Origin of the sequence: Actinomycetospora lemnae, assembly GCF_028737315.1 — a bacterium.
Lineage (GTDB): Bacteria > Actinomycetota > Actinomycetes > Mycobacteriales > Pseudonocardiaceae > Actinomycetospora > Actinomycetospora lemnae.
This window is the reverse complement of record NZ_JAQZAO010000005.1, coordinates 405,786-423,792: the sequence shown is the minus strand read 5'-3', so window position 1 is coordinate 423,792 and position 18,007 is coordinate 405,786. Positions and strand designations below refer to the sequence as shown.

Genomic DNA, 18,007 nt, shown 5'->3' with positions numbered 1-18,007 from the left:
CCCGTGCTCGCCGAGGTGCTGGCCGTCGGCTCGGCCGTCGCGGCCGGGTCGGCGGTGGTCGCCCAGCAGCGGGCGACCCACGAGCTGGGCGCGGCCGACCGGCGGCTCCTGCGCCGGCCGTGGTGGCTCGCGGGGACCGGCGCCTCGGTCGTGGCGAGCCTGTTGCAGGCCGTCGCGCTGGCCTCGGGCGCGGTGGTCGTGGTGCAGGCACTGCTGGCGACGGCGGTGGCGTGGACGACGGTCGGCGAGGCGCTGCTGGCCCAGCGGCTGCCGGGTCGCGGGCCGATGCTCGGTGTCCTGCTCGCGATGCTCGGCCCGCTCCTCGTCGTGGTGCTGCTCGGGCCGGTCGAGGCGGCGGCGAGCGCGCCCGTCGACCTCACCGGGCTCCCGGTCGCCGCGAGCGTGCTCGGCGTCGGGGCGGTCGCCGGCGGCGGTCTGTGGTGGGCGCGGCACCGGCCCGGGCCGCCGGGCGCCCTGGGGCTCGCGCTGGCGTGCGGGGTGGGCTACGGGCTCGGGGCCTCGCTGCTGGCGGTGCTCGCGCGGGACGTGGCGCGCGACCCGGGCGCCGCGCTGACCGACCCGCAGCTCGTCCTCGCCGGTCTCCTGCTGCTGCTCGTGGGCCCGGCCGCCTTCGTGGCGAGCCAGCGCGCGCTCGCCCGGGCGCGGCGGGCGGGGCCGGTGGTGACGGTCATCCTGCTCGCCGACCCCCTGGCCGCGACGGTCATCGGGGCGGTGTGGTTCTCCGAGCGCGTGGCCCTCGACGCCCCGACCACCGCGGGGATCGTGCTGGCCGCGGGCCTCGCGGTGTTCGGGGTCCGGTTGCTCGACCCGGCTCCGGACCGCGCGGACGTCGCCCCCGGACGCCGCTGAGGACCTGCTAGCGGCCGTCCACCCGGCGGGCGCCGAGCTGCGAGGTCAGCAGCTCCATCGCCGCCTCCTCCGGGTCGACGCGCGTGCCGCCGGCGGCGCCGCCCGGGTCGGCGGCGGCCTCGTTGTACATGTCCTCCTCGGTGACCTCGCCGTCCTCGGGCGGGGGCTCCGGCGGGGGCGGGACATCCGCGGGCTCCGGACGGCTCGGGCGGCGGATCTCGCGGGGCCCGGCGTCACGGGACTGCTCGCGGGCCTGCTCGCGGCCGGCCTCGGGCGCCGGCTCCTCGCGACGCGGGCGCTCCGGGCGTCGGGGCGGGTCGGGGCGGCGGCGCGCGGGCTCAGGACGCGCACCTCCCCCGCCACCTCCCCCGCCACCGCTGTCACCACCGCCGGTGCCGTGCACCGCCTGGACGGTCCACTGCCCGGACAGCACCACCCCGAGCGCCGCGGCGACGTGGTCGGCGCGGTTGGGCTGGGACAGCTGGCGCGCGAGCGGCGGCGTCGGCATGCCGAGCGTGACCGTCGTGCCCTCCACCGCCGTCACCGTGGCGTTCTGGAGCAGCGCGTGGGTGGGCTTGTTGCGCTCGCGGACCTGGTTCATGACCTCCGGCCACACCCGCCGCAGCGCCGCGGCGTCGACGGCGCCCGCGGCGGGCGCGGACGGAGCCGGGGCCGGCTCGGGACGGGACTGCTCGGGCCGGGCCCGGTGGTCCTGGCGCTGCTGCTCCGGGCGCTGCTGCTCCGGGCGCTGCTGCTCCGGGCGGGCGGGCTCGGGGCGCTGCTGCTCCGGGCGGGCCTGGTGCTCGCGGCGGGGCACGTCGCGCGGGGGCTCGTCGGTGCTCGCGACGGTGGCCGTCGGGCGGTCGGTGGGCGGGGCGACGGTGGCGTCGAGGTCGTCGGCGCGATCGCGGGCGCGCTCCTGGCGCGGCGGTGCCTCCCCGTCGCCCTCGCTGCGCTGCGAGGGACGCGTGAAGCGCGCGGGGGCGTCGTCACCCGGTACCGGAGCCGCCGGGGCCCCCGCCGCGCCGCCCGACGCCCCCAGCGCGAGGCGCCGCTCGACGCCCTCGAGGCGCTGGACCATCGCCGCGTCCTCGGACGACGCCGCGGGCAGCAGCATGCGGGCGCAGACCAGCTCGAGCAGCAGGCGCGGGGCCGTCGCGCCGCGCATCTCGGTGAGCGCGGTGTGCACGAGCTCCGCGTACCGCGCGAGTGCGGCCGGACCGAGGCGCTGGGCCTGGTCGACCATCCGCTCCATCTCGTCGGCGGGCACGTCCACGAGACCGCGCTCGCCGGCGTCGGGCACGGCCTGGACGAGGATGAGGTCGCGCAGGCGCTGCAGGAGGTCGGCGGCGAACCGCCGGGGGTCGTGGCCCGCCTCGACGAGCCGGTCGACCGCGCCGAACACGGCGGGCCCGTCGTGGGCGCCGAGCGCGTCGACGACGTCGTCCAGGATCGCGACGTCGGTGACCCCGAGCAGACCGACGGCGTGCGCGTACGTCACGCCGGCGTCGTCGGCGCCCGCGAGCAGCTGGTCGAGCACCGAGAGCGAGTCGCGCGCCGAGCCGCCGCCGGCGCGGACCACGAGCGGGTAGACCGCCGGCTCGACGGACACGCCCTCCTCGGTGCAGATGCGCTCGAGCAGCCCGCGCAGCGTGCTCGGCGGCAGCAGGCGGAAGGGGTAGTGGTGGGTGCGCGAGCGGATGGTGGTGAGCACCTTGTCCGGCTCGGTGGTGGCGAAGATGAAGATGAGGTGGTCCGGAGGCTCCTCGACGACCTTGAGCAGCGCGTTGAACGCCGCCGTCGTCACCATGTGCGCCTCGTCGATGATGAAGACGCGGTAACGCGAGCTCACGGGCGCGAAGTGGGCGCGGTCGCGCAGCTCGCGGGCGTCGTCGACGCCGTTGTGGCTGGCCGCGTCCATCTCGGTGACGTCCAGCGAGCCGGGCCCGTTGGGGGCGAGCGCGACGCACGACGCGCAGACCCCGCACGGGTCGGGGGTCGGGCCCTGCTCGCAGTTCAGGGAGCGGGCGAGGATGCGCGCGCTCGAGGTCTTGCCGCAGCCCCGCGGCCCGGAGAAGAGGTACGCGTGGTTGATGCGGCCGGCCGCGAGCGCCGTGCGCAAGGGCTCGGTGACGTGGTCCTGCCCGACGAGCTCGGCGAACGTCGCCGGCCGGTACCTGCGGTAGAGCGCCAGAGCCACACGGCGAGGCTACGCGGCAGCACCGACGGCGCGGCGGGGAGATAGGGGGACCCCGCGCACCCGCCAGAGCCCGCTGACCCTTGCTGCCTTCCGGCCCTGGGGGAGTTCACAGGATGGACGCCGCGCGGGGTCCGTGCGCCAGTGTATCGAAGACGCCCGGCCGGTCCGTGGGCCCCGCCCCGACCCACGGGACACGCCGGGGGGAGCTGTATCGTCTCCCGCGGAGGATTGGCCGAGCGGCCTAAGGCGCACGATTGGAAATCGTGTTGGGGCAACACCCCTCACGGGTTCGAATCCCGTATCCTCCGCCGCGCTGACCAGCACCGATGCCGGCCGATCCCTGCGGGGGACCGGCCGGCATCGGGGTGTCGGGGCCTGGCTCAGCGCGAGGTCCCGCCGCTCGACGAGCCGGACCGGCTGCTCGAGCTCCGGTTGCCCGACGTGCGGCGCGCGGGCCGGGACGTCCCCGACGACCCCGAGCTCCGTCGCGCACCGCTCGCGCGGCGCCGCTCCCGGCGGTCGGTGTCCTCGGCGCTCCCGGCGTCCGTGTCCTCGGCGCTCCCGGCGTCCGTGTCCTCGGCGTCCTCCGTGCTCCCGGCGTCCGTGAGGTCGTCGGCGACGGTCACGGTGCCGGCGTCGTCGGCGGCACCGGCGTCCTCGGCGTCGGCCGGGACGTCCGGGCCGAGGTCGAGGGCGGCGATCACCTCGCCGGTGTCCTCGCCCGTCTCCTCGCCCGTCTCCTCGCCGGTGTCCTCGCCCGTCTCCTCGCCCGTGTCCCCGGCGCCGACCGCCGACTCGTCCCGGTCGCCGGCCTGGGCGTCGGCGGTGTCGGCGGTGTCGACGCTCCCGACACCGGCGTCGACCGCGAGCACGCCGGTGACGACGTCGCCGCCTCCGGTCTCGCCGGCCACGGTCCCGCCGCCGGCTTCCATCTCGTCCCGCTCGGTGTCGACGACGTCGGCCTCGTCGAGGTCCATCTCGACCAGGTCGCCCTCGGTGTCGTCCGCGGCGTCCTCGAGGACCGCGGCGTCCTCGAGGGCCTCGGCGTCCTCGAGACCCTCGACCTCGTCGATCTCGACGTCCTCGACGTCCCCGACCCCGGCCACGTCGACGGGCGCGTCCACCCACTCGCGACCGGTGTCGACGTCCTCGGGCTCCACCCCGGCCCGGTCGCCGAGGTCCGCCACCACGACGGGGACGACGGCCTCGGCGGGATCGACGGGCTCGGCCGGCGCCACGGGCCGGGCCGGGCCGCCCGACACGCCCGGGGCCGCGTCGCCCCGCGACCGTCGCGCCTGCACCTTCGCGGACAGGCGCTCCGCGCCGTCGGCGACCTTCTCCCCGGTCTTCTCCCCCACGTCCAGCACCGGCGCCGATGCCTTGACCAGCGCGACCGCGAGGCGGCGCTGCGAGTCGATCACCTCGCCGTAGATGCGGAACACGTCGTCGAACCAGCTCGCGACGGCGTCGGACACCATCGGTGGCGTCCGCCCGTAGTCCTCGGAGGTCATCCGCACTCCCGTTCCCTCTCGTCCTGGGGCCGCCCCACAGGGCCGGGGGCGACCGGAACGCCGGGTGATGCCCGGCGCGTCGCGGCGACACGCCGGGCGTGCGGGACTCGCCCCGAGGTCACGCCGACCGGTCCAGGCGGGTGCGCCGCCCGCCGGTCCCGATGCGCCCGGCGGCGAGCGCCGTGACGGCTGATGACACGGTGTCCCCCGTGCGTGGATGCCTGGTCGCCCTGCTCGTGCTCGTCGCGGTGGTCGTGGGCGTCGACTTCGGCGCCCGCTGGATCGCCGAGGACCGGGTCGCCGCGGCGCTGCAGGACTCCCTGTCGCTGCCCGCCGAGCCGGACGTCGACGTGCGCGGCTTCCCCTTCCTCACCCAGGCCCTGTCCGGGCAGTTCGAGGACGTCGGGCTCTCGGCGCCGCACATCCCGTACGGCGAGCTGCGCGACATCACGCTGACCGCGGACCTCACGGGCGTCTCGGTGCCGGTCGAGAACCTGCTGAACGGGCAGGTCCCCGAGATCCCGGCCGAGCAGGTCGTCGCCTCGGCGCGGGTCAACCCGACCGACCTCGCCCGCCTGCTCGACGTCGGTGACCTGACGATCGAGCCGCTCACCGAGGCCGACCTCGAGGCGCTGCGCGCCGACGCCGCGGCCGACGACTCCGGCGCGTCGGGCAGCAGCAGCGCCCTCGCCGACGTCGACCCCGCCCAGGCGGTGCGGCTGAACTCGACCCGGACGATCGGCGGCCAGCAGGTCGAGGTCTCGGTCGTGGCGACCTTCCGCCTCTCCGGGGGGCGCATCACGCTGCAGGCCCGCGACATCCGCGCCGAGGGCGGGGAGGGCGCCGCGGGGCAGGTGGCGGCGGCCGCGCTGCGTCGTCAGCTCTCCGGGTTCTCGACGAGCGTGGACCCCGGCCAGCTGCCGTTCTCGATCACGGCGACCGAGCTGCGTGCCGAGAACGGCGAGCTCGTGGTGTCGGGGACGGCGCGCGATGTCGACCTGCTGGCCCGCCCGGGGTCGTGACGGGGCGCGCTGACACAGTGAGCGCCATGCCGTACAACGGGGCCGCCATCCGATGGGGCATCGCCGGCCCCGGCCGCATCGCCGCGAAGGTCGCCCAGGACCTGGCGCTGGTCGAGGGGGCCGAGCTCGTGGCCGTCGGATCACGCTCGGAGGAGCGGGCGCGGGCCTTCGCCGACGCGAACGGCGGCGCGCGGGTGCGCGCCCACGGCAGCTACCGGGCGCTGGTGGACGACCCGGACGTCGACGTCGTCTACGTCGCGACCCCGCACCCCCAGCACGCCGCCTTCGCGGTCGCCTGCCTCGAGGCCGGCAAGGGGGTGCTGGTCGAGAAGGCGTTCACCGCGACGCTCGCCGGGGCCTGGCGGGTCGTCGACACCGCGCGCACCCGCGGCGTGTTCGCGATGGAGGCGATGTGGACGCGCTTCCAGCCCGCCGTCGTGCGCCTGCGCGAGCTGATCGTCGAGGGCGCCATCGGGGAGCCCCGCTCGGTGCAGGCCGACCTCGGCACCGTCCGCGACGTCGACCCCACCGACCGCCTCTTCGCCCCCGAGCTCGGCGGCGGCGCCCTGCTCGACCTGGGCGTCTACCCGGTGTCGTTCGCGCAGATGGTGCTCGGGGCGCCGGACCGGGTCACGGCCGTCGCCTCGCGGGAGACCACGGGCGTGGACGCCGACGGGGCGATGTTGCTGGCGTTCGAGGACGGCCGGTACGCGACGCTGCACACGTCGTTCCACAGCCCCTCGCCGGGCCAGGCGCGGGTGTTCGGGACCACGGGCTGGATCGACGTCCTCCCGCGCTTCCACCACCCGAGCACGATCGTGCTCCACCACGACACGAACGACCCGGGCGAGCGGATCGAGCTGCCGGCCACCGGCGCGGGCTACTACCACGAGCTGGTCGAGGTCACGGAGTGTCTGCGGGCCGGGGCGACCGAGAGCACGGTCATGCCCCTCGACGACACCCTCGCCGTCCAGGGTGTGCTCGCGGAGGCCGCCGACCAGATCGGCATCGTCTTCCGGGAGGACGACACCGCTGTGTGATGCGCTCCCCCTACCCTTCTCCCGGATGGTGGGAGGTGGCATGACGGACCGTGAGCGCGGGGCGGCGGCGGGGGTGCGGAGCACGTCGCCGCACAGCGGGTTGCGCCGCGCGACCACCGAGCGGGCGATCCTCGACGAGCTCGCCGCCGAGTTCGGCCCGCTGACCCGCGCCGAGCTGTCCCGGCGCACCGGTATCTCCCCGCCCGCGATCAGCGAGGCCGTGCGGCGTCTCGAGGCCGACGAGGTGCTCGTCCCGATCGGACCGCGCTCCGGGGTGCCGGGGGCGGTCGCCACGCTCTACGACCTCGCGCCCGGCGCCGGTGTCGTCGTCGCCGTCGAGATCAACCGTCGCGTGGTGCGCACCGCGGTCGCCGACCTCGCCGGCCGCCGCCTCGAGCACCTCGACCACGACCCGCCCGACGACGGCCTCGTCGCGCCGCGCCTCGACGACGTCCTGGCGACGGTCGGGGGGCGGTGGACCGGCGAGGGACGCCCGGTGCGTGCCGTGGCGGTGTCGATCGCGAACCCCGTCGACCCCGCCACCGGCCGCGTCGTCGAGCTGCGCGAGTCGGCGTTCCCCGCGGGCGTCGTCGGCGTCGAGGACGTGCGCGGCGTCGACCCGTCGATGGTGGTGCTCGACAACGACGTGAACTTCGCGGCGCTGGCCGAGCGCGACCACGGCGCCGCCGTCGGCACCGCGACCTTCGGCTACCTCTACGTCGGCGAGCGGCACAGCGTCGGGCTGGGCCTCGTGCTCGACGGCGTCCTCGTCCGCGGCGCCCACGGGCTCGCCGGCGAGATCGGCTACCTCCCGCTCGGCGCGGGCACCGGGCGCTTCCGGCTCGGCGAGGCGGTGGCGGCGCACGGGCTCACGCCGCCGGCGGCGGAGACCGCCGACGACGCGCCGGCGGAGACGGACGACGCCCGGCTCGCCAGGGCGGGCCGGACGCTGGGCGAGGCCGCGGTGGCGGTGTGCGCAACGGTCGACCCGGCGCTGCTCGTGCTCGGCGGCCCGGTCGGCCTCATCCCGGGACTGCGGCCGCACGTCGAGGCCACGGTCGCCGAGCTGGCGCCCCGCCCGGTGCCGGTGGTCGCGGGCGCGCTCGGGGAGACCGCGCCGCTGTGGGGCGCGCTCGCCGAGGCGCGCCACCGCGCGTGGGAGGGCCTGCTGTCCGGGCGGGGATGACGCTCAGGCGAGCCAGCCGGCCGCGTCCTCGACGAGGGCCCGCTGGGCGTCGTGGTCGTCGCGCGCGGCCGTGACGGCGTCGCGGTGGGTGTCGAGCAGGACGTGCGTGGCGCCGAGCGCCCGCAGCTCGTCGAGGTCGGCGCGGATCTGGTCGGGGCGGCCCTCGCCGAGCAGCCGGTCGTCGTCGGGCCGCCACTCCGCCGTGGGGTGCAGCACGACGCGCGGCGCGAGCGCCGGCGCCGGACGCCCGGCCTCCTCGGCCGCGGCCCGCAGTCCCGGCAGGCCGGTGGCCCGCAGCCAGCCGACCGGCACCCGCAGCGGGTGCCACGCCTGCCCGAGCGCCACCGCCCGCCGACGCGCGGCCGCCCCGTTGCCCCCGACCCACACCGGCGGGTGCGGGCGGCGGCGGGGCCGCGGCCGGCTGTCGACGTCGGTGAAGGCGACCCAGCGGCCGTGGAAGCTGACGACGTCGTCCGACCACAGCGCGAGCAGCGCGCGCAGGTACTCGTCGGTGACCTCGCCGCGGCGCTGCGGGTCGAGGCCCAGCGCCGCGAACTCGTCGGTCGCCCAGCCGACCCCGACGCCGACGATCAGCCGGCCGTCGCTGAGCTGGTCGAGCCCCGCGAGGCTCCGCGCGGTCAGCAGCGGGTCGCGGTAGGGGACGACGAGCACCGTCGTGCCCAGCTCGACGCGGCGCGTGACGCCCGCGAGGTAGCCGAGCAGGGTCAGCGGCTCCCAGAAGGGGCCGGGGTAGGCGGCGGTGACGTCCGGGGTGGCGGCGACGTGGTCGCCGACCATGAGGAAGTCGAACCCGGCGTCCTCGACGACCGCCGCCCAGGCCCGCAGCGAGTCCGCGGTCGCGGCGGGCCCGAAGTTCGGGACGGTGATGCCGATCCTCATCCGCAGGCCCGGATCGGGGCCACCGGCACCGCGCCGTCCTCGTCGTCGTCCCACGCCATCCGCACGGTCTCGCCCGAGTGCCGCGCGCGCTCGGCGGCCCAGACGATCCGGTGGCTCGCGAGGGCCTCGTCGAGGCCGGTGATGTTGGCATCCGGGTCGTCGTGCGCGACCGCGTGCAGGAACGCCCGGACGAGTTCCTCGTCGCCCTCCTGGTGCGGAGCCCGGCCGTCGCCGGTGGTCATCGTCTCGACCCGGCGCTCGGGGTGGGCGCGGAAGTCGTGGAACCGCAGCACGCTCCCGTCGACCTCGACCGCGCCGTGGGAGCCGAAGACGCGGGTCTGGCGCGGGGCGGGCTCGGTGAACGCGGTGACGGTGTGGGTCGCACTGACCCCGCCCGCGAACTCGAGCGCCACGACCTGGTGGTCGACGACGTCGTTGTCGGCGGCGTAGACGCAGCGGCCGTAGGGCCCGTCGCGCAGCGCGGCGTCGAGGGCCGCCGGTGTCGGGTCCTCGGTGACCGCGCTGAGCAGCTGCTCCTCCCAGTCGGGGTCGCCCAGGCACGAGCGGTAGAGCCGCGGCGCGGAGAACGGGCAGGTCGGCTCGACCGCGCAGTCCAGGCACCGCGCGGCGGCGCCCGCCGGCCGCCGGTCCGGCCGGAAGTGGCTCAGCCGCCCGAAGGACGACAGGCGCGCGGGGCGGTCGTCGACGAGGTGGGTGAGCAGGTCGATGTCGTGCGAGCACTTGGCCAGCAGCAGAGACGACGCCGCGTCCTCGCGCCGCCAGGGCCCGCGCACGTAGGAGTGGGCGAAGTGCCAGGCGCCGACCGGTTCGAGGTGCTGGACCGAGACGACGTCGCCGATCCGTCCGGCGCGCAGCGCGGCCACGAGCGCCCGGGTCGCGGGGGCGTAGCGCAGCGGGTGGCAGATCGTGAACTGCACACCCGCCCGCCGCACCGCCTCGACGACGCGCAGGGCCTCGGGCTCCTCGGGCGCGATCGGCTTCTCGCAGATCAGGTGCACCCCGCGCTCGGCGAAGGCGACGGCGGGGTCGGCGTGGTCGTGGTCCTGGGTGGCGACGACGACGACGTCGAGCCGGTCGGCGCCGCGCTCGGCGAGGTCGGACCAGTCCGCGTACCGGGCGTCGGAGGGGACGTCGTGCGTGTCGGCGAGACGATCGCGCCGCCCCGGGTGCGGTTCCGCGACCGCGACGACCCGGCCGCCGGCCCGGTGCACGGCCCGGGCGTGCAGGCGGCCCCGGCTCCCGGCGCCGACGATCCCGACCCGGACCGGACCTGCCCCGAGGCTCACCTTCGCTCCTCCCGCCGGACCGCCCTGTGGTCCCCCCGGCCGCTCATCATGCCCCCGGTCGGGCGATGCGAGACAGCCGGTGGCCGCAACCGGACCTCCGCTCATCGGAGCGAGCAAGACCACGTTTGATGCTCGTGATCGTCGTTCGTTACGTTCGCGTGACCTGACGTTGGTCCTTACGCTCCCCACCACTGCGGCGAACGGTCTCTTCCACCCTCGCCCGAAGGGACCTCTCCATGCCTGGCAAGCACCACACCGCCCCCCGCCCACCACGTCGTCCGATCGCGAACAAGAGATCTGCCGTCACGGGGGCGCCGAGCGGCATGCAGCGCCGCCGGTTCCTCGGTTACCTCATCGCCGCCCCGACGCTCGCGGTCGGCGCCAAGCTGACCGGCGACTCGGTCCTCTCCGCCGAGGCCCTGCCCTCGCCCACGCCCGAGGTGTCGGAGGTCTACGACCTGTCCGACCTCCTGCTGGACTCCACCCGGCCGACCGCGAACCTCATCACGATCGTGGTCAACTCCGACGGCACGGTCTCGTTCACCATCCCGCGGGCCGAGAGCGGGCAGGGCATCACGACGACGGCGGCGATGCTCATCGCCGAGGAGATGGGCATCGACGTCTCCGACGTCACGGTCGACCTCGCCGACGCGCGCCCGGAGCTGCTGTTCAACCAGCAGACCCAGGGCTCGGCGTCCGTCATCTCCATCTACACGCCGGTCCGGGTCGCCGCCGCGCTGGCGCGCGGACGGCTGGTCGAGGCGGCGGCCACGATCCTCGGCGACGAGGCCGAGAACCTCCGCACCACCGGCGGCCGCGTGCTCTCCACCGCCGGCTCGAGCGTGCCGTTCGCCGAGCTGGCCGCGGCCGCCGCGAACGAGGTGACCCGGGAGGCGATCACCGAGCTCAAGCCGGTCGACGAGTTCGAGATCATCGGCACCGAGCAGCGCCGCGACGACGTCGTCGCCGCCGTGACCGGGCGCAAGAAGTACACGATGGACCTCGACGTCCCCGACGCGCTGCCGACGATGATCGCCCGGCCGCCGACGATCAAGGGCACCGTCGAGTCGGTCAACAACCTGGCGCAGGTCAAGGGCATGCCCGGGGTCACCGACGTCGTCGAGATCTCCACCGATGCCGAGCCCGGGCGCGGGACCACGTCGTCCGCGGTGGCGGTCCGGGCGCGCACGTTCGGGCAGTGCATCGACGCCGTCAACGCCCTGGACATCAGCTGGGGCCGGGGCAACGTCGACGGCGAGTCCGACGCCTCGATCCTCGAGCAGCTGCGGGCGGCCGACGCGCCCGCCAACCTGCCCTCGCCGGGACCGCTCGACGAGGTGGGCGGGCAGCTCCCGCTCGTCACCGAGCCGGTGGGTGACGTCCTCGACGGCGTCGGGGCCGTCGAGACGATCGACCAGGAGTTCGTCTTCTACTGGCGCAGCAACGCCGCCATGGAGCCCAACGTCGCCATCGCCGACGTCCGCGACGGCGAGGCGGAGATCTGGACGCCGAGCCAGATCCCGATCGTCACCCAGACCCAGCTCGCGCAGGTGCTGGACCTGCCCCAGAGCCAGGTGACCGTGCACGTCCCGCGGGGCGGCGGGGCGTTCGGCCGTCGCCTGTTCAGCGACGCCGCCCTCGACGCCGCGCGGGTGTCGAAGGAGATCGGCAAGCCGGTGCGCCTCATGTGGCACCGGGCCGACGAGTGCCGGGCCGGACGCGTCCACCCGATGTGCATCTCCCGGGTGCGGGCGACCTACAGCCCGACCGCCGGGGAGGTCGTCAGCTTCGAGCAGCGCCACACCAGCGTCGCCACCGACTACACCGAGTCCTTCGGCGACATGATCACGTCCCAGGCCGCGAAGCTCCCGTTCGCCAACGAGCTCACGCTCTCGCAGACGGTCTTCCTGCTGACCGCGAGCGTCCCGTACGACCTCGGCGCGATCGCGCTGGGCTACAACGAGATCTTCGACTTCGACCGCTTCGCCACCGGCAGCGTCCGCAACCTCAACAACCAGGACTTCCGGCCCGCCCAGGAGCTCGTCGTCGACCAGCTCGCCGCGCGGCTCGGCGAGGACCCCCTCGAGTTCCGGCTGGACCGCGTCGAGGACGAGCGCGCGAAGGCCGTGCTCGAGGCGGTCCGCGACGAGGGCGGCTGGGGCGAGGACCTGCCCGAGGGCGTCGCGCAGGGCGTCGTCGTGCACAACGAGTACAAGGGCTCGGTCGCCGTGCTCGCCGAGGTCGACACGCGCCCCGGGACCGCCGAGCGGGAGATCCCCGGCGCCACCACGGGGCCGCGGGTCCGCAAGGTCACCGTCGCGGTCGACGTCGGCCTGCCCATCAACCCCCTCGGCCTCAAGGCGCAGATGGAGGGCGGGGTGATGACCGGCATCTCCCACGTCTTCACCGGCAGCCTGCACCTGCGCGACGGCAACTTCCTCGAGGGCAGCTGGGACGACTACCGCTACACCCGGCACTGGAACGCTCCGCCGGAGATCGACGTGATCGTCATGCCGCCGAGCGGCGACCGCCCCGGCGGCGCCGGCGAGCTGGCCGTCGGCGCGGCGACGGCCGCCGTGGCCTGCGCCTACGCCCGGGCCGTCGGGGAGATGCCGACCAGCTTCCCCATCGGCCACACCAAGGACGTGCCGTTCGAGGTCAAGGACTTCGTCCCGCCGCTGCCCCCCTCGCCCACGGACGGTCTGGAGGCGTACCCCGCGCCGTCCGCGGCCGGCCCGGCGTTCAACCCCGCGAGCTGAGGAGCTCCCCCATGCCTCCCCGCACCCTCTCCGTCAACGGCCGCCAGGTGACGGTCGACATCGAGGACGACGTGCGCCTGCTCTGGGTGCTGCGCGACGTCCTCGGGATCACCGGCCCGAAGTACGGCTGCGGCATCAACGTCTGCAAGGCCTGCACCAGCCACATCAACGGCCGCGCGTTCAACCCCTGCTCGGTCCCGGTGAGCCGCATCGGGCCCACCGACGAGATCACGACGATCGAGGGGCTCCCCGACACCGTCGGCGCCGACCTGCACCCGATGCAGGAGGCGTGGATCGACCGGGACGTGCCCCAGTGCGGCTACTGCCAGCCCGGCCAGATCATGGCCGCCGTCGACCTGGTGAAGAAGGTCCAGGCCGACGGCGGATCGATCACCGACGACGACATCGACGAGATCCGCAACATGTGCGCCTGCGGCACCTACGCCCGTATCCGCGAGGCCATCAAGCAGGGCGCCGAGAACATGTGAGCCCGGCTCACCTCCCCACCCGACTCCCCCCGGAAGGAACCGTCATGACCGGAGCACTGAGCCCGTCCCACTGGCTGATCATCCTCGTCGTCCTGCTGCTGCTGTTCGGGGCGAAGCGCCTGCCCGACGCCGCGCGCGGGATCGGCCGATCGCTGCGCATCTTCAAGGCCGAGACCTCCGCGCTGGCGGAGGACGACAAGAAGGCCGAGCCGGCCGCCGTGGAGCCCGCGCCGGTCGACGGTGCCGTGAACGGGGCCACCGTGCGCACCACGAACGGGACGACGGTCTGAGCGCGTGACGACGCTGACGCGCCCCTGGGCGCAGCGGTGCCGGCGGTGGTGGCCCGGACGCCGCCGCCGGGACCCCGAGGCCACGATGTCGGTCCTCGACCACCTCCTCGAGCTGCGCCGCCGCCTGGCCTGGGCGCTGGCCGCGCTCGCGGTCGGCACCGTGGCCGGGTTCGTCTGGTACGAGAACGGGGTGCTGGGCGTGCCGAGCCTCGGCTCGCTGCTCATCGAGCCCTACTGCTCGTTGCCCCCGTCCGCCCGGGCCGGGCTGGGCGGCACCGACTGCCGCCTGCTCGCGACGGGCCCGTTCGACCAGTTCCTGCTGCGGGTCAAGGTCGCGGCGACCGCCGGGGTGGTGCTGTCCGCCCCCGGGTGGCTCGGGCAGCTGTGGGCGTTCGTGACGCCGGGCCTGCGGCGCCACGAGCGGCGTGGCGCCGTGGTCTTCATCAGCACGGCCTCGCTGCTGTTCGCCGGCGGGGCGGTCGTCGCCTACCTCGTCGTGGCCCAGGCGCTCCGCTTCCTGCTCGGGATCGGCAACTCGGTGCAGACGACGGCGTTGCGCGGCGACGAGTACTACTCGCTGGTCCTCTCGCTGATGGTCGTCTTCGGCGTCGGCTTCCTGACCCCGCTGGTCGTGGTCATGCTCAACCGGGTCGGCGTCGTCTCCTACCAGCGCCTCGCGAGCTGGCGGCGCGGCATGGTCTTCGGCGCCTTCCTCTTCGCCGGGATCGCGACCCCGGGCGGTGACCCGATCTCCATGGCGGTGCTCGGCGTCGCGCTCTGCGTGCTGCTCGAGCTGGCCGTCCAGGTCTGCCGCCTGCACGACCGCCGCCGCGCGCGGCGGGACCCCGGCTGGGACGACCTCCCCGACGACGAGGTCTCACCCCTGCCCGACCCCACCCCGCCCTCGAACGGGAGGTGACCGTGCTCGGTCTCGGCATGGGTGAGCTCGTGCTGCTCGCCCTCATCGGGTTCTTCGTCATCGGCCCGGAGCGCCTCCCCGGGGCGATCCGGTCGCTGGCCCGCGTCGCGACACAGGCCAAGGGGTACGCGGCGTCGGTCCGCGAGCAGGTCGACACGGCGGCCGACCTCGCCGAGGTGCGTCGCCAGCTCGACGAGCTGCGGGAGCCGCTGGCCGAGATCCGGTCGGCGGACCCGCGCCGGGCGGTGCGGGAGGCGTTCCGCGACGTCCCGACGCCGGCGTCCCGGACGCACGCCCGCACGCCCGCCCGCCCGCAGACACGGCCGCGCACCCGGGCCTGAGGCTCAGGCTCGGGGGCGCCACAGCGCGCCCTCGAGCGCCTCGGGCCGGTCGCGCGGGACGGCCCGCAGCGCGCGGAGCTCCGGGAGGTGCTCGGCCAGCGCGAGCGCCGACAGGGCGGCGTCGAACGCGTCCTCGGTGGCGGCGACGTCGCCCTCCAGGGCCGCGGGGATGCGGGGGTCGGCCTGCGCCACCTCCTGCCGGGCGCCGGGCGAGCGCTTCACCACCGGCCCCGTGTGCACCCGCGGGTAGATCTCCACGAGCGTCGCGGGGCCGGCGTCGTCGAACGGCCACACCGCGAACCCCGCCGCGCGCAGCCGCGCGAGGTGCGGCATGCCGCGCAGCGAGCCCGTGCCGACCGCGCCGGCGCCGCCGATCTGGAAGGTCGGACGTGGGTCGAGCCCGTCGGCACGCGCCGCCTCCTCGGTGACGCGGAACCCGGGCCGCGCCGGGTCGAGCGGCGGGCGGGGCGTCGCGCCGCGGCCCCAGAACGGCGGCCGGCACTCGCGCAGCCACCGCTCGCCCTCCCGCGCGACGAGGTCCCAGAGCGCGGCGACGTCGTCGCACCCGTGCTCGCGCGCGAACCAGGCGGGCAGGGCGAACGAGAAGTCGAGGCCCGCCACCAGCGGCCCCGCGGCGGCGCGCTCACGCAGCAGGGCGGCGACGCCGTCGCGGTCGAGGCCGCCGCGGACCGCGAGGAGCCGCCCGGGCTCCGCGGTCGCGACGCGGACGCGCCGACGGGCCGCCCGCGCGTCGCCCGACCAGTCGACCGCGATGACCTCCACGGCCTCCTCCTGCCCCGTCGCGGCTACGCCGTTCGCCCCGCACGAGCTTCCGTTCGTCGCGCCCTACCCACCGTTGATCCCGTCGTACCCGCCGCCACGCTTTCCGGTGGCCCTTCGTCGCAGCGATTGCCGGACCTCCCACGAACGGGTTGAGTCCAGCCCCGGCCGTTCACCGCAGCTGCAGATGCGACGAACGGTCTCCTTCGTTCAGACGTTCGCGAGGAGACCTCATGTTCCGACGCACTGCCGCCACCGCCTCGGCGGCGGTCGCCCTCTCCGCTGCCGGGCTGCTCGCCGCCGCCCCGCTGGCCGCGGCCGACCCCGTCACCACCGACGACGACACCACGGGGATCAGCCTGCTCAACGATCTGACCGTCCTGCCCGTCCAGGCCTGCGGGGTGGACGCGAGCGTCCCGATCCTCTCCGACCTCCTCGAGCCCGACGACGCCGCACCCGACGCGTCCTGCGCGATCGTGGACGACGCCGAGGACGACTGACCGGGAGCGACGAGCACGAGCCCGGGCTCCGGACGGCCCCGAGCCGTCCGGCGCCCGGTCCTCAGCCGACCAGGACCCTGCTCGGCGCCTCCGCCGCGGTCACCGCGGGCAGGCGCAGCCGGACCGCCGTGCCCACCCCGGGCCGGGTGTCGACGTGGACGTCGCACTGCGAGCCGAACGTCGCGTGCAGCCGGCGCGAGACCTCGGCGATGCCGCCGTGGCGCCGGTCGACCTGCGACGCGGCGCGCGTCGCCTCCGGACCCATGCCGGCGCCGTCGTCGGACACCGTGATCACGCAGTCGGCGCCGGACCCGGACGCGAAGACGCTCACCGAGCCCCCGCCCGGCACCGGCTCGATGCCGTGGCGCACGGCGTTCTCCACCAGCGGCGCCACGACGAACGGCGGCACCAGCACGCCGCGGACCTCCGGCGCGACCGCGACCTCGGCGCGCAGCCGCTGCCCGAAGCGCGCCTGCTCCAGGGTGAGGTAGCGCTCGGCGTTGAGCAGCTCGTCGCCGACCGTGGTGAGCTCGCCGCCCGAGCGGAACGAGTAGCGGGTGAAGTCGGCGAACTCGGTGAGCAGCTCGCGCGCCCGCCCGGGGTCGGTGCGGACGTACGCCGCGATCGCCGTCAGCGTGTTGTGCACGAAGTGCGCCGAGAACCGCGACCGCAGCGCCGACTCCACGTCCTCGCTGGACGGGGCCGCGACGACGTCGGACACCCGGGCCGGGGTGCGGGCGTCGGCGACCTCGAGGTCGTCGAGCTCCAGGTCGGTGTCGACCACGGGCGCGGAGAGCACCGGCGCGGCGACGGTGGCCGGGTGCGCCGAGCGCAGGCCCTGCCAGACCGGGCGCTCGAGCAGGCCGGTCGCGGTCCAGCGCCGGTGCTCGACCTGGCCGACCAGCCGCGGCGCCAGCCAGTGCACCGTCCCGCCCGTGTCCTCGGGCAGCGTGGTGGCGAACGGGCTGACCGACCGCTCCAGCCCGCCGAGCAGCCCGTCGAGCTCGCGGCGCGCAGCGGCGGTGACGCCCGTGACGACCCGCCCCGAGTAGCTCAGCCCCGCCTCGCCCGGCACCCCGACGAGCAGCGCGCCCACGGTGTCGGGACGTCCGCGCGCCGGGACCCACCCGCCGACCACGACGTCCTGGGTGCGCCGCACCGGCGTCTCGATCCAGCTCCGGGAACGGCGGCCGACCTGGTAGGTCGACTCCAGGCGCTTGGCCACGACGCCGTCGAGCCCGTAGCGGCGCGCCGTGTCGACGACGGCCTCGGCGGCGACACCCGTGAAGAACGGCGGGATCACGACCCTGCTCCCGGAGAGATCGAGCTCGGCGAGCAGCTCGCGGCGCTGGCGGTAGGGCAGCCGCCGCGTCGAGGCGCCGGCCACCTCGAGGACGTCGAAGACGTAGAAGGACACCGGTACCTGCGCCTGGAGCACCTCCGAGGGGTGCGCGACGCGGTGGCGGCGGCGCAGCTTGCCCGCGCTCGGCCGGCCGACCCCGTCGAGCGCGACCACCACGCCGTCGAGCACGAGGCCCGCGGTGTTGGTCCACGGCGCCGTGACGCCGAGCTCCGGGAAGTGCGAGGTGACGTCGCGGCCCGCGTCGGTGACGAGGCGCAGGCCCTCGGGGCCCGTGCGCGCGAGGCAGCGCAGCCCGTCCCACGCGAACTCGAAGGCCCACCCGGCGCCGCGCGGCACGTCGCCGGCGCTCGCGAGCATGGGCCGTCCCGGGGAGGCCTCGCCGGCACCGGCCGTGCCCAGGGCCCCCGGCAACCCGGTGGCGAGGGTCGCCACGTCCGTCATCGGCGCCCCTCCCCGAGCCGTCGCGCTGCCGAGCCGGCGGGGGTGATCGCCGGCACGGTCCACGGTAGACGCGGACCGCGACGCTGACAC

General features: G+C 75.9%; 16 protein-coding genes, 1 tRNA gene and 1 other RNA gene. 11 read left to right on the top strand and 7 right to left on the bottom strand.

Features of this window, described 5'->3' with window-relative positions; genetic code table 11:
* Positions 1–3 precede the first annotated feature (3 nt).
* Positions 4–870 (top strand): DMT family protein, encoded by an 867-nt coding sequence (locus tag PGB27_RS14210; protein ID WP_274201002.1) that lies wholly within the window; start codon positions 4–6, stop codon positions 868–870.
* 7 nt (positions 871–877) lie between these two features.
* Here PGB27_RS14210 and PGB27_RS14205 read toward each other — a convergent pair whose 3' ends face one another.
* Both PGB27_RS14205 and ffs read right to left on the bottom strand, forming a co-directional pair.
* Positions 878–3,070 carry a DNA polymerase III subunit gamma and tau gene (locus tag PGB27_RS14205; RefSeq protein ID WP_274201001.1) on the bottom strand — a complete coding sequence of 731 codons (2,193 nt, stop codon included), beginning with the start codon at positions 3,068–3,070 and terminating at the stop codon, positions 878–880.
* A gap of 41 nt (positions 3,071–3,111) precedes the next feature.
* Positions 3,112–3,206: signal recognition particle sRNA small type (ffs, locus tag PGB27_RS14200), an RNA gene on the bottom strand.
* Positions 3,207–3,292: 86 nt separating this feature from the next.
* Between ffs and PGB27_RS14195 the strand changes: the two genes are divergently transcribed.
* Positions 3,293–3,378, top strand: a tRNA-Ser gene (locus tag PGB27_RS14195).
* 72 nt (positions 3,379–3,450) lie between these two features.
* On the opposite strand, the gene PGB27_RS14190 is transcribed toward PGB27_RS14195, so the two are convergent.
* On the bottom strand, positions 3,451–4,581 hold the full coding sequence (locus PGB27_RS14190) for a hypothetical protein (protein ID WP_274201000.1): 1,131 nt from the start codon (positions 4,579–4,581) through the stop codon (positions 3,451–3,453).
* A gap of 209 nt (positions 4,582–4,790) precedes the next feature.
* Between PGB27_RS14190 and PGB27_RS14185 the strand changes: the two genes are divergently transcribed.
* The 3 genes from PGB27_RS14185 to PGB27_RS14175 are packed head-to-tail and all read left to right on the top strand — an operon-like array spanning position 4,791 to position 7,829.
* Entirely contained in the window at positions 4,791–5,603 is an 813-nt protein-coding gene (locus PGB27_RS14185) for an LmeA family phospholipid-binding protein (protein WP_274200999.1), read from the top strand.
* Between the two features lie 26 nt (positions 5,604–5,629).
* Entirely contained in the window at positions 5,630–6,643 is a 1,014-nt protein-coding gene (locus PGB27_RS14180) for a Gfo/Idh/MocA family protein (protein ID WP_274200998.1), read from the top strand.
* Positions 6,644–6,683: 40 nt separating this feature from the next.
* Positions 6,684–7,829, top strand: a complete 1,146-nt coding sequence (locus PGB27_RS14175) for an ROK family transcriptional regulator (RefSeq protein ID WP_274200997.1) — start codon at positions 6,684–6,686, stop codon at positions 7,827–7,829.
* 3 nt (positions 7,830–7,832) lie between these two features.
* On the opposite strand, the gene PGB27_RS14170 is transcribed toward PGB27_RS14175, so the two are convergent.
* Complete coding sequence (locus PGB27_RS14170) at positions 7,833–8,729, bottom strand: TIGR03619 family F420-dependent LLM class oxidoreductase (protein WP_274200996.1); 897 nt, start codon at positions 8,727–8,729, stop codon at positions 7,833–7,835.
* A complete protein-coding gene (locus tag PGB27_RS14165) occupies positions 8,726–10,036 on the bottom strand; it encodes a Gfo/Idh/MocA family protein (protein WP_274200995.1) in 1,311 nt (436 codons plus the stop codon). The genes PGB27_RS14170 and PGB27_RS14165 overlap by 4 nt, the downstream gene beginning before the upstream one ends.
* Positions 10,037–10,359: 323 nt before the next feature.
* Here PGB27_RS14165 and PGB27_RS14160 point away from each other — a divergent pair, with 323 nt between their 5' ends.
* Genes PGB27_RS14160 through tatB form a run of 5 tightly spaced genes read left to right on the top strand, consistent with a single transcriptional unit; the run spans position 10,360 to position 14,833 of the window.
* A complete protein-coding gene (locus PGB27_RS14160) occupies positions 10,360–12,795 on the top strand; it encodes a molybdopterin cofactor-binding domain-containing protein (protein WP_274200994.1) in 2,436 nt (811 codons plus the stop codon).
* An 11-nt stretch (positions 12,796–12,806) separates the two neighbouring features.
* Positions 12,807–13,283: a (2Fe-2S)-binding protein gene (locus tag PGB27_RS14155; protein WP_274200993.1), complete on the top strand. Its 477-nt coding sequence runs from the start codon at positions 12,807–12,809 to the stop codon at positions 13,281–13,283.
* 44 nt (positions 13,284–13,327) lie between these two features.
* Positions 13,328–13,573, top strand: a complete 246-nt coding sequence (gene tatA / locus PGB27_RS14150) for a Sec-independent protein translocase subunit TatA (RefSeq protein WP_274200992.1) — start codon at positions 13,328–13,330, stop codon at positions 13,571–13,573.
* A 4-nt stretch (positions 13,574–13,577) separates the two neighbouring features.
* A complete protein-coding gene (gene tatC, locus PGB27_RS14145) occupies positions 13,578–14,492 on the top strand; it encodes a twin-arginine translocase subunit TatC (protein ID WP_274200991.1) in 915 nt (304 codons plus the stop codon).
* Positions 14,489–14,833, top strand: coding sequence for a Sec-independent protein translocase protein TatB (tatB, locus tag PGB27_RS14140; protein ID WP_274200990.1), 345 nt, complete (start codon positions 14,489–14,491; stop codon positions 14,831–14,833). The genes tatC and tatB overlap by 4 nt, the downstream gene beginning before the upstream one ends.
* 3 nt (positions 14,834–14,836) lie before the next feature.
* Here tatB and PGB27_RS14135 read toward each other — a convergent pair whose 3' ends face one another.
* Positions 14,837–15,616 (bottom strand): hypothetical protein, encoded by a 780-nt coding sequence (locus PGB27_RS14135; protein ID WP_274200989.1) that lies wholly within the window; start codon positions 15,614–15,616, stop codon positions 14,837–14,839.
* A gap of 230 nt (positions 15,617–15,846) precedes the next feature.
* Between PGB27_RS14135 and PGB27_RS14130 the strand changes: the two genes are divergently transcribed.
* The gene (locus PGB27_RS14130) at positions 15,847–16,113 is read left to right on the top strand and encodes a hypothetical protein (protein ID WP_274200988.1); all 267 of its coding nucleotides are present in this window, start codon (positions 15,847–15,849) and stop codon (positions 16,111–16,113) included.
* 61 nt (positions 16,114–16,174) lie between these two features.
* Here PGB27_RS14130 and PGB27_RS14125 read toward each other — a convergent pair whose 3' ends face one another.
* Positions 16,175–17,917, bottom strand: coding sequence for an ATP-dependent DNA ligase (locus tag PGB27_RS14125; RefSeq protein ID WP_274200987.1), 1,743 nt, complete (start codon positions 17,915–17,917; stop codon positions 16,175–16,177).
* Positions 17,918–18,007 lie beyond the last annotated feature (90 nt).

Excerpts from the sequence above, each read along its gene's own strand:
- PGB27_RS14125 (WP_274200987.1), bottom strand. The coding sequence starts at position 17,917 with ATGACGGACGTGGCGACCCTCGCCACCGGGTTGCCGGGGGCCCTGGGC.
- PGB27_RS14130 (WP_274200988.1), top strand. The coding sequence starts at position 15,847 with ATGTTCCGACGCACTGCCGCCACCGCCTCGGCGGCGGTCGCCCTCTCC.
- tatA (WP_274200992.1), top strand. The coding sequence starts at position 13,328 with ATGACCGGAGCACTGAGCCCGTCCCACTGGCTGATCATCCTCGTCGTC.
- PGB27_RS14170 (WP_274200996.1), bottom strand. The coding sequence starts at position 8,729 with ATGAGGATCGGCATCACCGTCCCGAACTTCGGGCCCGCCGCGACCGCG.
- PGB27_RS14190 (WP_274201000.1), bottom strand. The coding sequence starts at position 4,581 with ATGACCTCCGAGGACTACGGGCGGACGCCACCGATGGTGTCCGACGCC.
- PGB27_RS14180 (WP_274200998.1), top strand. The coding sequence starts at position 5,630 with ATGCCGTACAACGGGGCCGCCATCCGATGGGGCATCGCCGGCCCCGGC.
- PGB27_RS14175 (WP_274200997.1), top strand. The coding sequence starts at position 6,684 with ATGACGGACCGTGAGCGCGGGGCGGCGGCGGGGGTGCGGAGCACGTCG.
- PGB27_RS14155 (WP_274200993.1), top strand. The coding sequence starts at position 12,807 with ATGCCTCCCCGCACCCTCTCCGTCAACGGCCGCCAGGTGACGGTCGAC.
- PGB27_RS14160 (WP_274200994.1), top strand. The coding sequence starts at position 10,360 with ATGCAGCGCCGCCGGTTCCTCGGTTACCTCATCGCCGCCCCGACGCTC.